Annotated in this window: 9 protein-coding genes; all 9 read left to right on the forward strand. The window is 35.2% G+C overall.

Annotation, left to right across the window (positions count from 1 at the left end):
• Positions 1 to 151 precede the first annotated feature (151 nt).
• Positions 152 to 754: a YceI family protein gene (locus ACUTSE_RS14265; RefSeq protein WP_115090426.1), complete on the forward strand. Its 603-nt coding sequence runs from the start codon at positions 152 to 154 to the stop codon at positions 752 to 754.
• A gap of 94 nt (positions 755 to 848) precedes the next feature.
• Positions 849 to 1,922, forward strand: coding sequence for a peptide chain release factor 1 (gene prfA, locus ACUTSE_RS14270; protein ID WP_060875369.1), 1,074 nt, complete (start codon positions 849 to 851; stop codon positions 1,920 to 1,922).
• Between the two features lie 59 nt (positions 1,923 to 1,981).
• Complete coding sequence (gene pyrF / locus ACUTSE_RS14275; protein ID WP_445640728.1) at positions 1,982 to 2,803, forward strand: orotidine-5'-phosphate decarboxylase; 822 nt, start codon at positions 1,982 to 1,984, stop codon at positions 2,801 to 2,803.
• Positions 2,800 to 3,600, forward strand: a complete 801-nt coding sequence (locus ACUTSE_RS14280) for an ABC transporter substrate-binding protein (RefSeq protein ID WP_445640729.1) — start codon at positions 2,800 to 2,802, stop codon at positions 3,598 to 3,600. The genes pyrF and ACUTSE_RS14280 overlap by 4 nt, the downstream gene beginning before the upstream one ends.
• Before the next feature lie 414 nt (positions 3,601 to 4,014).
• Positions 4,015 to 6,576, forward strand: coding sequence for a DNA gyrase subunit A (gene gyrA / locus ACUTSE_RS14285; RefSeq protein WP_445640730.1), 2,562 nt, complete (start codon positions 4,015 to 4,017; stop codon positions 6,574 to 6,576).
• Positions 6,577 to 6,597: 21 nt separating this feature from the next.
• The gene (locus tag ACUTSE_RS14290) at positions 6,598 to 7,857 is read left to right on the forward strand and encodes a tetratricopeptide repeat protein (protein WP_445640731.1); all 1,260 of its coding nucleotides are present in this window, start codon (positions 6,598 to 6,600) and stop codon (positions 7,855 to 7,857) included.
• Between the two features lie 562 nt (positions 7,858 to 8,419).
• Positions 8,420 to 11,608 (forward strand): hypothetical protein, encoded by a 3,189-nt coding sequence (locus tag ACUTSE_RS14295; protein ID WP_445640732.1) that lies wholly within the window; start codon positions 8,420 to 8,422, stop codon positions 11,606 to 11,608.
• 20 nt (positions 11,609 to 11,628) lie between these two features.
• Positions 11,629 to 14,040 carry a hypothetical protein gene (locus ACUTSE_RS14300; protein WP_445640733.1) on the forward strand — a complete coding sequence of 804 codons (2,412 nt, stop codon included), beginning with the start codon at positions 11,629 to 11,631 and terminating at the stop codon, positions 14,038 to 14,040.
• 107 nt (positions 14,041 to 14,147) lie between these two features.
• A partial coding sequence (locus ACUTSE_RS14305; RefSeq protein WP_445640734.1) for a gliding motility-associated C-terminal domain-containing protein occupies positions 14,148 to 15,066 on the forward strand: 919 nt, incomplete at its 3' end.

A 15,066-nucleotide genomic window follows, 5' to 3' on the forward strand; every position in this document is an offset into this window, starting at 1 on the left:
AAAATGCAGCTAGCGTAACGAAGTAAAAACGTCATTGCATAGTTCTAAGGTTATCTTAATTATTTAAGGAAATTTTAATTTTTGGGTACTGCAAATTGTGGATTGCTTTTTGTACATTAGTTGCTTCAAGAAAACAAAACTCAAAAGCATTATGAAAAAATCAATCTTAGCACTAGCTTTAGTAAGCATGGTAGCTATTTCATGTGGAGATAAAAAATCAACAGATACAACTGCTCCAGAAGCAGTAGAGCAAACAACAGAAGCACCTAAACAAAAGGAGTTGACTTACTCTATTGAGTGGACAGCTTTTAAAACACCTGCAAAAGTAGGAGTAAAAGGAACTTTTGATGAAGTGAAATTATCAGAAGTAAACCAAGAAGCGGCAACTTTAGCAGAAGGTTTAAAAGGAGCGCAATTCTCAATTGTTACTAGCTCTGCAAGTACAGGCGATCCAGCAAGAGATGAAACATTGCGTTTAAACTTCTTTAGTAAATTAGTAGGTAATATCAATGGATTCTTTGGTGAGTTTAAAGATGGTAAAGTGTTGGTAAACTTAACAATGAATGGAATTACGAAAGAAAAAGAATTCACATACGAAGCAACAGAAGCTGGAGTGAAATTGAATGGATCAATTGACATCCTTACAGATTTTACAGCTCAAGATGCATTCAACGCTTTACATGAGGCTTGTAATGCCCTACACGAAGGGAAAACTTGGTCTGATGTAGAGATTGCTGTAGAGATTAAAAAATAAAAGCAACAAAATACACGAAATGAAGAGGAATATGCGGATATATTCCTCTTTTTTTTTACCTTTGCATTCCAATTAAATTATCTCTTTTCAAGATATGATAGATAGATTACAAATTATAAAACAGCGTTTTGATGAAATCTCTGATTTGATTATCCAACCGGATGTTATTTCGGATCAAAAACGATATGTTCAATTAAACAAAGAATATAAAGATTTAAAACAGTTGGTTGAAAAACGTGCTGAATATTTAAATCTTACAGGAAATATAGCGGAAGCAAATGAAATCTTAGCAGACGGGAGTGATGCTGAAATGGTTGATATGGCCAAAATGCAACTAGAAGAAGCAAAAGATCGTTTGCCAGAATTAGAAGATGAAATCAAATTTCTTTTAATTCCAAAAGATCCAGAAGACGCGAAAAACGTAATGGTGGAAGTGCGTGCTGGAACAGGTGGAGATGAAGCGAGTATTTTTGCTGGAGATTTGTTCAGAATGTATACCAAATATTGTGAATCTAGAGGTTGGAGAACATCTGTAGTGGATGTGAATGAAGGAACTTCTGGAGGATACAAAGAGGTTATCTTTGAAGTAACAGGAGAAGATGTATACGGAACGTTGAAGTTTGAAGCAGGTGTACACCGTGTGCAACGTGTTCCTCAAACTGAAACTCAAGGTCGTGTTCATACCTCTGCTGCAACAGTAATGGTATTGCCAGAAGCGGAAGAATTCGATGTGCACATTGATATGAATGATGTTCGTATTGACTTATTCTGTTCATCAGGACCTGGAGGACAGTCAGTAAATACAACGAAATCTGCTGTGCGTATGACGCATATCCCAACAGGATTAGTGGCACAATGTCAGGATGAGAAATCACAACACAAGAATAAAGATAAAGCATTGTCTGTATTGCGTTCTCGTTTATACGAAATGGAATTAGCGAAGAAACAAGAAGAAGATGCTAAAAAACGTAACTCTCAGGTAAGTAGTGGTGACCGTTCTGCGAAAATTAGAACGTACAACTACCCACAAGGACGTGTTACAGATCACCGTATTGGATTGACATTATACGATTTAGATGGTGTAATGAATGGAGGTATTCAGAAAATTATTGATGAGTTACAATTAGTAAGTAATACGGAGAAATTAAAAGAAAGCGAAGTTTATTAATACGCAAGATAAAAAGAAACCACACTAAGCAGTGTGGTTTTTTTTAAAAGTACTAGAGCATGACAACACAACAACTCATTGAGGAAATTAAACGTAAAAACTCATTCTTATGTGTAGGTTTAGACGTTGATTTAACTAAGATTCCTGCATTTTTACTCGAAGAGGAAGATCCTATTTTTAGTTTCAACAAAGCGATTATTGATGCTACCCATGATTTAGCAGTAGCTTATAAACCCAATATTGCTTTTTTTGAAGCCTATGGATTGAAAGGATGGGAGTCTTTAAAAAAGACAATTGCGTATATCAAGGAACAATATCCAACATTGTATACAATTGCAGATGCAAAAAGAGGGGATATTGGCAATACAGCATCGATGTATGCTAAGGCTTTTTTTGAAGATATGGCCTTTGATAGCGTAACAGTTGCTCCTTATATGGGAAAAGATTCAGTAGAGCCTTTCTTGGCTTTTGAAAATAAACACACCATTTTATTAGCCTTAACTTCGAATGAAGGGGCTTTTGATTTTCAAACGCAATTGATTGATGGAGAACCATTGTATAAAAAGGTAATCCAAACGTCACAACAATATAAAAACGCTGAAAACCTAATGTATGTGGTTGGAGCAACGAAGGCGGAGTACTTTAAAGATATTCGCCAAGTGGCACCGACTAGTTTTTTACTTGTTCCAGGTGTTGGAGCTCAAGGGGGAAGTTTACAAGACGTATGTCAGTATGGATTAGCAGAAAATATAGGCTTGTTAATCAACTCTTCAAGAGGGATTATTTATGCATCCAATCAAGCGGACTTTGCAACAAGAGCAAGAGAAGAAGCGTTGAAAATGCAGCAAGAAATGCAAGAGATATTAAAGAATAGATTATGATCGTAGGAAAGGACCAACTTGGTCGTGAGCATCGTTTTGAGCAAGTGCCAAAACGCATTGTTTCACTTGTGCCAGCGCTAACGGAAACACTTTTTGACCTTGGGTTAGAAGATGAATTAGTGGGAATTACAACTGCTTGTATGCATCCTTATCACCTGAGAGTAACGAAGGCAACAATAGGAGAAGTAAACAAAGTAGAGGTAGAGCAGATTAAGTTGTTGCAACCTGATATTATTATTGCAAGTCCAGCAGAAAATACACTGGAGGAAATTGAACGTTTAAAAGGGATTTGTCCGATTTGGTTGGTAGATGTGAGAACGATGGATCAGAATATTCAATTAATTGAAGCTTTAGGTCAATTGTTCAATAAACGAACAGAGGCGCGTAAATGGATTGATAAACTACAATTCGGACAAAAGGATTTGATGGACTTTGTTCGTGATAAGCCAGGTTTTAAAGTTGCTTATTTTGTAGGAAAAGATCCGTTTGTTGTAGCTGGCGAAGGCACTTTTGTACAAGAGCTTTTAACGCTAAATAAGTTTGAGAATGTCTATGCAGTCCGAACAGAACAATATCCCGAAGTAGAAATAAGAAAGATCCGAATCCAAGGCGATCCTGAACTGGTTTTTCTACCTTCTATTCCGTATGCCTTTCAAGAAGAAGATGCATTTGAGATTGGACGATTTACACACCACGGAAAAACCATTTTTGTGGAAGGAGAAATGTTCAGTTGGTACGGAACAAGGGTAAGTAAAGCCTTTGATTATTTTAAACAGATACATCATCGATTGGAATAAAAAAGATCTCACCTTTTGGTGAGATTTTTTTATTGTGGGTTGTGAGGTTTGTTCTTTGTGAGGTTTTGTCGGAAATCATCCGGTTATTTGGCAAATTGCCATTTGCCACTACGAGATTTTACATCTCACCACCTCATCATCTCACCATCTCACCACCTCATCCTCTCACCACCTCATCCTCTCACCACCACCTCACCCTCTCACCGTCTCACCGCCTCACCATCCCTAAAGGGTACAGCCTCATCTTAAAAGTGGCTTATTTGCGCCTTAAAATGACTCTATTTCGATTGGAGGAATAAAAAATTTAGAAAAACACTAAAAAAATGAATTTTTCATGGCTCTAGAGTATGGAAAAACGCTATAAATACTGTATATTAGCACGTTTAATAATGACAATTTAAATTTAATATACTTATGTCTGAAGGAGAAAAGTTGATTCCTATTAACATTGAGGAACAGATGAAATCAGCCTACATTGATTATTCAATGTCCGTGATTGTATCTCGAGCGCTTCCTGATGTTAGAGATGGCTTAAAACCTGTGCATCGTAGAGTGTTATTTGGTATGTACGAGTTAGGCGTGATGTCTAATAGAGCACATAAAAAGTCTGCCAGAATTGTAGGGGAAGTTTTAGGTAAATACCACCCACACGGGGATAGTTCTGTATATGACGCCATGGTGCGTATGGCTCAAGATTGGAGTATGCGTTACTTGCTTGTAGATGGACAAGGTAACTTTGGATCTGTAGATGGAGATAGCCCTGCTGCAATGCGTTATACAGAGGCTAGAATGAAGAAGATATCTGAAGAAATTCTTGCCGATATTGATAAAGAAACCGTTGATTTCCAGTTAAACTTTGATGATACCTTAGAAGAGCCAAAGGTAATGCCTACGCGTATTCCTACCTTATTGGTTAATGGTGCTTCAGGTATTGCTGTAGGTATGGCGACGAATATGGCGCCACATAATCTTTCAGAAGTTATTGATGGAACATTAGCCTATATCGATAATAACGATATCGAAATTGATGAATTGATGAACCACATCAAAGCACCTGATTTCCCTACCGGAGGAATTATCTATGGTTATGAAGGAGTAAGAGAAGCTTTCAAAACAGGACGTGGACGTGTGGTAATGCGTGCAAAGGCCAATTTTGAAGAAGTGGATGGTAGAGAGTGTATCGTGGTAACGGAAATTCCGTTCCAGGTGAACAAAGCCGAGATGATTAAGAAAACAGCAGAAGCTGTTAACGATAAGAAAATCGAAGGTATTGCTACTATTCGCGATGAATCGGATCGTAAAGGGATGCGTATTGTATACGTATTGAAACGCGATGCTATTCCAAACATTGTATTAAATACTTTATATAAATATACGCAGTTGCAATCGTCTTTCAGTGTGAATAATATCGCATTGGTTGATGGACGCCCGCAAACGCTGAATTTAAAAGAGTTAATCTACCATTTCGTAGAACACAGACACGATGTAGTAGTTAGACGTACGCAATATGAATTAAGAAAAGCAGAAGAGCGTGCGCATATTTTAGAAGGATTAATCATTGCATCAGATAATATTGATGAAGTAATTGCTTTAATTCGTTCTTCTAGCAATGCAGATGAAGCAAGAGCTAAATTAATTGAGCGTTTCGCTTTATCTGAAATTCAAGCCCGTGCAATTGTTGAAATGCGTTTACGTCAGTTAACTGGACTAGAGCAAGATAAACTACGTGCGGAGTATGAAGAAATTATGAAGTTAATTAATCATTTAAGAGAGTTATTAGCGAGCAAAGAAATGCGAATGAACTTGATTAAAGAAGAATTAATCGAAGTAAAAGAAAGATTTGGTGATGAGCGTCGTTCGGTTATTGAATACGCTGGAGGAGATGTAAGTATTACGGATCTTATCGCGGATGAGCAAGTAGTAATTACGATTTCTCACGCTGGATATATTAAGCGTACACCACTTTCAGAATACAAAACACAAAATAGAGGAGGAGTAGGACAAAAGTCTGCTGGAACAAGAGATCAAGATTTCTTGGAGCATATGTATGTTGCTACAAACCACCAATACATGTTGTTCTTTACTCAAAAAGGAAAATGTTTCTGGATGAGAGTTTACGAAATTCCAGAAGGAACGAAAGTAAGCAAAGGTCGTGCAATTCAAAACTTGATTAATATTGAGAATGACGACAAAGTGAAAGCGTTTATCTGTACTCAAGATTTAAAAGATGAAGAGTACATCAACAATCACTATGTAATCATGGCGACCAAACAAGGTCAAGTGAAGAAAACACCATTAGAGCAATATTCTCGTCCGAGACAAAATGGTATCAATGCTATTACGATTAAAGAAGACGATGAATTACTAGAAGCAAAATTAACAGACGGTAAGAGTAAAGTATTAATTGCTGTGAAATCTGGAAAATTAGTTCGCTTTGATGAGGAGAAAACTCGTCCAATGGGAAGAACGGCTTCTGGAGTTCGCGGTATCACATTAGCAGATGACAAAGACGAAGTAATCGGAATGGTATCTGTAAGTGATTTAAACAGCGAAATCTTAGTAGTTTCTGAAAATGGATATGGTAAGCGTTCTGCTTTAGAAGAATATAGAGAAACGAATCGTGGAGGTAAGGGAGTTAAAACTATGAATATCAGTGAGAAAACTGGATTACTAGTTTCAATTAACGTGGTTACTGATGCGGATGATTTAATGATTATCAATAAATCGGGATTAACAATTCGTATGCGTATCTCGGATCTTCGTGTGATGGGACGTGCAACTCAAGGAGTTCGTTTGATTAACATCAAAGGAAATGATTCAATTGCAGCTGTTTGTAAAGTAATGAAAGAGGATGATGAAGATGATCAAGATCAAGAGTTTGTAGAAATTGATGGAACAGTATTAGATGTCGTAGAAGATTTAGATGAACAAGTAGAAGACGATCAGCTAGACGAAGAAGACCAAGATCAAGAATAAATCAATAAAAACAACAGAGTTATGAATAAAAAATTTGTTTATTTAGCAGCTGCTCTAATGATTTCAGGGCTTTCAATGGCTCAAAAGAAAGAGTTAAAAGATGCTGAGAAAGCAGTTAAAAAAGGAAATGTTGCAGAAGCTAATGCAGCATTAAGCGCAGTTGAAGGTGTTTTAGGTCAAGCAACGAATGACCAAAAAATTCAATTTTACTATTTAAAATCGAATTTAGCTTTCCAACAAATTGAGAAAAACCAAGATTTCGATGCGAATGTTGATCGAATGGTAGAAGCGTATAAAGCAATTGAGGCAATTGATAAAAACAACAAATTTGCAAAACAAGCAAATGAGGAGTTAGGAACAGTAGCTTCTAAAGTTATTAATAAAGCAATTGAAGATAATAACTCTTCAAACTATAAAGGAGCAACTAAAAAGTTTAAGCAAGCGTTTGATATCAATCCAAAAGATACATTGTATCTATACTACGCTGCTTCAACAGCAATTACGTCTAAAGACTATCCTACAGCAACAGCTTACTATAAGCAATTAATTGATTTAGGATACAAAGGAAATGAATCATACTACACTGCAGTGGAAAAAGCTACAGGTGAAGTTCAAAACTTTGGTCAAGATTCAAAAATGAGAGATGTGTTAGTGAAACAAGGAACACATACAGATCCAAAATTAGTTAAAGAAGAATCTAAACGTCCAGAGATTGTTAAGAACTTAGCGTTAATCTATTACCAAGAAGGACAATACGATCAAGCGGAAAAAGCGATTGTTGAAGCAAGAAAAGCGAACCCAGATGATACAAACTTGATGTTAACGCAGATGGATTTGTATTTGAAATCAAACAATATGGGTAAATATGAAGAAATTGCAAAAGAAGCATTGAGTAAAAACCCAAATGATGATTTATTGTTGTACAATCTAGGAGTTACAAGCTACCAAGCTGGTAGAATTGAAGACGCTAGAAAATACTATGAGCAAGCAATTCGCATTAATCCTAAAAATGAAAATGCTTACTTAAACATGGCTTTCATTAAGTTACAACCAGATGAAGAGTTGACAAACAAGATGAATAGTTTAGGTATGTCTGCTGCAGATAATAAAAAATACGAGCAGTTGCAAAAAGAGAAAAAAGCGATTTATCGTGATGCTATGAATGACTTAGAGAAAGTGTTAGCAATTAACCCTACTAATGAAGAAGCTATTCAAACGCTAAAAAACATTTACCGCGCATTGGAAATGAATGATAAATTAAAAGCTTTAGAAGCGAAATAAGCTTTTTTAAGTAATTTAATCATACAAATAAAAAGAGTCTGATCCACAAGGATTAGACTCTTTTTTTGTTTGTACTAGTTTACTATGGAATCGAGGAGTGAGAAATAATATAAAAAGATACCCCAATATCTATTTAATTTTTTGTTTAAAATGTGCATAAAGAGAAGGTTGTTTTTTGAATACCTACTGTTGATTGTTGTGATTGAGTAGTTTACCTTATAAAAAAACCTTCTTAACCCAATGTGAAAAATGAAATTATAATTTTTTCTTAAATAACCTGCGATTTGCGATTTGTTTGTTTTTTACAACGCATTATTTTTTACTTATTCCTATCGTTTGTTTTTCGCTCTTTTTTTATTCGCTTTCTGAGAATAAATGCTACTATTTTATATTATTGAAAGTTGTTTAATTAGATGAAATTAACAACAATCTTGTCATTATTTTTTGATTTAATTGATGTATTTGGTAAAAATTATGATTTATTATAAAATAATAATCATTGGTCGTAACTTTGTCAACATATAAGATTTAAGTGTTATATAACAAAACAAAAACAAAAAATATGATAAAAAGAGTAATTCCCCTAGTAGCACTTATGCTAAGCGGTTCGGCAATAGCTCAGGTAGGTATCGGTACGAAAGTAGCAGCTAAATCAGCACAGCTGGATATCGTGTCTACGGAAAAAGGTGTTTTAATCCCTAGAGTCGAACTAGTTGCTTTAGATCAAACGGATCCTATAAAAGGTATACCAGATGAAAGTTTATTGGTTTACCATATAGGTAATCTGAATTTAGAAGCTGGGTTCTATTATTGGAAATCTAATGCATGGACTCCTTTGCTTTCTGGAGAAACATTAATTGATAGAATGAATAATAGCTTTACTATAGGTATAAATCCTGCAAATAGTGAAGATTCATTAATAATTACAGATACAGAAAATCACAGTGTGTATTTAGCTGTAAAAGAAATCGCAAACAACAGTACGTTCATTACCAATTTGGTTGAAAACAGTGAATTTATCACGCAACTGGGTGATAATATTGAGTTTATCAATCAGATTACCAACAACAATGAGTTTATTGAAAATATCATTAACGAGTTGAAAGGGAAATATGGTAATGTAAATTACAATCCTACTACTAATTCATTCGTTTACTACGATGCGCAAGGTGTAGAACACAATATCGATTGGTCTTCCTTAAATACAGTAAACTTTAGTTTCACTTTAGATCAAGATCACTTAGTAGTGACCGATTCAGCAGGTGATTCAGTTCGATTAGCTGTATCAGAAATCGCAAACAACAGTACGTTTATTACGAATTTAGTTGAGAACAGTGAATTTATCACGCAACTAGGTGATAATATTGAGTTTATTAATCAGATTACCAACAACAATGAGTTCATTGAAAATATTATCAATGAATTAAAAGGGAAATACGGTAATGTAAATTACAATCCTACAACCAATACATTTGTTTACTATGACGAGCATGGAGTAGAATACAATATTGATTGGTCTTCCTTAAATACCGTAAACTTTAGTTTCACTTTAGATCAAGATCACTTAGTGGTGACCGATTCAGCTGGTGATTCAGTTCGATTAGCTGTATCAGAAATCGCAAACAACAGTACGTTTATTGCGAATTTAGTTGAGAACAGTGAATTTATTACGCAACTGGGTGATAATATTGAGTTTATCAATCAGATTACTAATAACAACGAGTTTATTGAAAATATCATCAATGAATTAAAAGGTAAATATGGTAATGTAAATTACAATCCTACTACTAATTCATTCGTTTACTACGATGCGCAAGGTGTAGAACACAATATCGATTGGTCTTCCTTAAATACCGTAAACTTTAGTTTCACTTTAGATCAAGATCATTTAGTGGTGACCGATTCAGCAGGTGATTCAGTTCGATTGGCGGTATCCGAAATCGCAAACAACAGTACGTTCATCACCAATTTGGTTGAAAACCAGGAGTTTATTACACAACTGGGTGACAATATTGATTTTATCAACCAGATTACTAATAACAACGAGTTTATTGAAAATATCATCAATGAATTAAAAGGTAAATATGGAAATGTAGGTTATAATACGGCCACAGATTCATTCTTCTATTATGATACCAATGGGCAAGTAGTGCCTATTAGTTGGGATGTTTTAGGAAATACTAAAATCGCAACGTTTGAAATAGATAAAGCGAATGATGTATTGGTAATTACAGATACAGATGGTTCTCGTTTTGCAGTAGCTATTGATGATTTAGGTAAAATTATCGCGAATAACGATGTGTTTGTTACGGAATTGGTTAAAAATCAAGAGTTTATTACGCAATTGGGAGATAATATTGATTTCATTAACCAGATTACTAACAACAATGAGTTTATTGAAAATATCATCAATGAATTAAAAGGTAAATATGGAAATGTAAACTATAATCCTACAACCAATACTTTTGTTTACTATGACGAGCATGGAGTAGAACACAATATTGATTGGTCTTCATTGAATACCGTAAACTTTAGTTTCACTTTAGATCAAGATCATTTAGTGGTGACCGATTCAGCGGGTGACTCAGTTCGTTTAGCGGTATCTGAAATTGCAAATAATAGTACGTTTATTACCAACTTAGTAGATAATAGCGAGTTTATCACGCAATTGGGTGATAATATTGATTTCATTGATCAGATTACAAATAATAGTGAATTCATGACGAATATTTTCAATAACCTAAAAGGTAAATATGGAAATGTAGGATATGATGAAGTGACGAAAAAATTCTATTATTATGACGCACAGGAGGTTAAACATACGATAAACTTAGAAGAAGAAATAAAGTTATACGAAACGTTAACTACACTTGAAAATGTTGTGACAAGAGAAACGGATGATGATGGACAGGAAATCGATGTTTACACATTAACCTATACTGACGAGAAAAATGTTGCTCACCCGATTGATTTAAATGTATTGGTGAAGGGAAATGAAACAGTAACCTCTCTTGTATATGATCCTATTGATCACGTTTTAATTTATACCAATGAAAAAGGGGAAAGTACAAATCTGAAGTTGAGAGACTTAATTGATGGCGTTGAAACCTTGACTAAATTGGAATTTGATGCCACTACGAATTCACTTCTTTTTACGGATGAAAGTAGAACACTACATACCCTTGATTTAGATTCGATCAACCAACATCCTTGGTATGATGACATAACACAAAAACCTGCTACTAGTAATACGGCTAATATCTATACCAAAGGTTGGGTAGGAATTGGTTATACTGAACCTTCAGGAGCACCGAATGAAAGATTGCGCGTGAATGGTAGTATTACAGCAGTGAATAGTTACTATGCAGATTATGTATTTGAAAGTTATTTTGATGGATATTCTTCACTTAAATATGACTATGATTTTAAAAACTTAGATGTTGTAGAAGATTACATCAAAGAAAATCGCCATTTACCTGGTATTACGCCAATCCATGAATTAACAAAAATGGAGGAAGGATATGCTTTTAATGTATCAGAATTATCTATTCAGTTGTTAGAAAAAACAGAAGAACTGTATCTGCATATTATTGATCAGAAGAAAGCCTTAGGAGAAAAAGAAGAAAAAATTAAAGAGTTAGAACAAAGCAATTTGGAAAATCAGAAACAAATGAAAGAACAAAATGCGGCACTGTCTCAACGAATTGAGCAGTTAGAGCAACTATTGTTTGACTTTATGCAAAAAAACTAACTACTTAAATGGAACAAATTATGTCTTATACAAATACAAAATATAAAGGGATGAAATCAGTGATTTCATTGCTATTGATACTTTTTGTTGGGCTTTTTTCAGGTATAGCCCAAACAAATATGACTAAAATTAAAGATGGTACGATATCAGGAAGTACGGCAGTGCCTAGTTTAGGGGCTATTCTTGAACTAGAAAGTGTGAATAAAGGGTTTTTAACTCCTCGATTAACTTCACAAGAACGCGACGCAATTACTCCAGCAAATCGTGCCGATGGTTTATTGATTTATAATAAAACAACGGGATGTTTTAACTATTGGAGTGCTGCTCAAGATAATTGGTTGAGCATGTGTGGTACACCACCACCTGCGATATTTGATATTAGCACGGTACAATGTGATGCAATGACTATGGAAGGTGTTTTTAGACAAGGGGAGTTCCTAACAGGAGCCAATTACTTGACTATTCCTGTTACAGTAACACAAGCAGGGACCTATGAAATTTTAGCTACTACAGCAAATGGATACTATTTTTCAACGAAAGGAACTTTTCCATCAGCAGGAAACTACACCCTTATCTTAGAAGGAGTAGGAACACCTAATATTGGGTATAATACAGGAGAACTAGGAGATAAGTTGACTATTACGTTAAATGGTAAACCATCGAATTGTTTAAATAAATATGTATTTGTAAATAAAGCAGCTGTTGATTTCACATTGAATTGTTCAACAGTGCGTATAGAAGGTGATTATTTTGTTGGTAGAGATTTAACCAGTACAAATAAGATTTTAATCGAAGTAAATGTAAATGCAACAGGTTATTGGAGCATTTCAACCAATACAGTAAATGGATATGCATTTAATGGTTCGGGAACATTTACTACTAATGGCGTTCAAGTAATTGAATTATTAGGAACAGGAAGACCAACAGCTTCAGGAACAGATTTGTTTAATATTTCTTCAAACTCTGATACACCAAGTACATGTTCTGTAATTCCAGTGACTGTAAAAGCGATTGAATTTACAGTGGATTGTAGTCAAACGACTGTATCAGGATCTTTCCAACAAGATGAACCTGTAACTTCATCCCATACGGTTACGCTGAAAGTAGATGTTGCTGCAACAGGTCAGACTTCTATTCAAACGAATACAGTTGGAGGAATTTATTTCTCTTCAGGACCACTTTCATTTGATACGATTGGCCCTCGTGATGTTGTGTTAAGTGCCGTTGGTACTCCTACAACACCAGGGGTGAATACTTTTACGTTGAATACTGCAACTGGTTTAGTTACCCCATGTTCTTTCGATATCACAGTTGGAAAACAACCTGTTGCTTATAGCTTACTTTGTAATTCTATTGCAGTGAGTGGTAATTATGCGCCAAATATTCCAATGAATGCGTCTAATACTATTACATTAAATGCAAGTGTAGGATATGTTGGAGATTATACTATTTCAACGAATACGATTAATGGAGTGTCATTTAGTGCTAGTGGAACATTTACTAATACAGGATTACAAGAGGTAGTATTGAGAGGAAATGGAACTCCTTTAAATGGAGGTGTTCACCGATTTACGATTACAACAAACAGTAGTTCTGGTGGAAATAGTTGTAATGTAAACATTGAGTTTGTATACCGTAGAATGAATGTTTTAGGTCTTGGTGGAGGAACATACCAACCAGGTACTGCTTCTAATACCCAATCTTCAAGAGCGATACTTCAAGCTGCAGGAAACTTCGGTCCTAATGGAAAAGTGAAAACAGATGGTTTGACCATTGTAAATGGTGGTACGAATCAAGGTACAGCATTGAAGAACCTAATTAATAATAATAAGATTGATATCATTGTTCTGGGGTATAACTATATACCAAATGCTGCAACAACTGCAATTTTACAAGAGTTTGTGAAAAATAAAAAAGGAGTTTTAATTCATTCTCAAGAAAACACTCCTTCTTCAGTAGCTGGTGTTATTAATGCAATGACAAATTCGTCAAGTGCAACTGCATCTGGAACAGGGGGAACTTATATTAACCCAATTGTTAATTTGGATGATCCTATTTTGAATGGACCTTTTGGTGATGTTCGCGGAAAAGATGCGGGAAGTGATGTAAACAACTCTTACTATATTACAGGTTACTCCAATGAGTACGTTAGTTTATCTCACCAAGGAGGTAACCCATCTCGTTCTTGGTTCTTGAAACACAGAACATTAGGATATGTTTATGTTGGAGATGGTGGTTGGACTTCTGGAGATGCAACAAATAAGTCTCAAACTATTTGGCCAGCAGTAATAACTGCTGAAGGAGGTGTTCCAATTACTAAGAGTTATTATGGTGGAGCAACAGTTTATAACAGTATTTTATATGCGAATACCATTACTTGGGCGATTAAATATGCACAAGAAAATACAGATGTAAACTATACTTTACGATAGTTTTTTAAAAGCAATGAGTTTAGCTTAAGCTAGACTCATTGTCTTATCAAAAGGATTAAAATGCAATTCGTGTTTTAATTGAGTATTAATTTTATTCACTTAAAGAGATGAAAATTAAAATAATACAAACGAGCCTATTGTTTTTAATAGGAAACGTTATATATAGCCAAGAACCTTTATCCATCGTCAATTCAGGAACATTATCCATTGCTCCCGAAAGTTTAATTTCCTTTGAGGGAACCTTTGAAAATCAAGTATCTGGAGATGTCACCAATGATGGAACTGTGATATACTACCATGATTTTATCAACAATGGGGGCTATGGTTTGACCAAGGGAAACGCTACTTCAAACACTATTTTCACGGTTGAAGGTTTTCCAACAACAGCCAAGCAAATCGCGGGGAATGAGATTGCCTCATTTTACAATGTGATTTTTGATAGCCCGGTGAGTAAAGTAGCCTTTGATTTAAAGAATAATATAGATGCCTCTGGTTTGGTTGATTTTCAAAATGGAATCATTTTAGTTGATTCCACCTACAACCCAGTAACGAAGGTTTCCCACGGGATGTTTACCTTTAAAAAAGGCGGAAAAGCGCAGTCTATGGGGGATGCCTCTCATATTCAGGGAGCTGTAGAAAAGATCGGAAATGAAGTTTTTATCTATCCGATAGGCGATAGCGAGAGATACCGTCCTGCTCGTATTTCAGCTTCTAAAGCGGATGGCGATGTTTTTGTTGGCCAATACGTGTATAATGATGCTGCCTTTTTCAAGGCTCGTACCAATACAGTAGGGGTTATTAATGCAATCAATGACCAAGAATACTGGATTATCGACAAAGGGACCAACGAGCAAAGCGATGTATTGTTGACCTTAACTTGGGATGAATCAACAACCGCGGAGAGTGTATTAACCAATCCAGAAGAAGAATTACACATTGTTCGCTGGGATGCTAAACAGCAGATATGGGTTGATGAAGGCGGAGTTGTGGATATGTCTACCAAAGAAGTAACGACAATTGGTACAG

This window comes from Myroides sp. TSA_177.3 (assembly GCF_052691955.1).

Excerpts from the sequence above, each read along its gene's own strand:
- prfA (WP_060875369.1), top strand. The coding sequence starts at position 849 with ATGATAGATAGATTACAAATTATAAAACAGCGTTTTGATGAAATCTCT.
- ACUTSE_RS14295 (WP_445640732.1), top strand. The coding sequence starts at position 8,420 with ATGATAAAAAGAGTAATTCCCCTAGTAGCACTTATGCTAAGCGGTTCG.
- ACUTSE_RS14280 (WP_445640729.1), top strand. The coding sequence starts at position 2,800 with ATGATCGTAGGAAAGGACCAACTTGGTCGTGAGCATCGTTTTGAGCAA.
- pyrF (WP_445640728.1), top strand. The coding sequence starts at position 1,982 with ATGACAACACAACAACTCATTGAGGAAATTAAACGTAAAAACTCATTC.
- ACUTSE_RS14265 (WP_115090426.1), top strand. The coding sequence starts at position 152 with ATGAAAAAATCAATCTTAGCACTAGCTTTAGTAAGCATGGTAGCTATT.
- ACUTSE_RS14300 (WP_445640733.1), top strand. The coding sequence starts at position 11,629 with ATGTCTTATACAAATACAAAATATAAAGGGATGAAATCAGTGATTTCA.
- gyrA (WP_445640730.1), top strand. The coding sequence starts at position 4,015 with ATGTCTGAAGGAGAAAAGTTGATTCCTATTAACATTGAGGAACAGATG.
- ACUTSE_RS14290 (WP_445640731.1), top strand. The coding sequence starts at position 6,598 with ATGAATAAAAAATTTGTTTATTTAGCAGCTGCTCTAATGATTTCAGGG.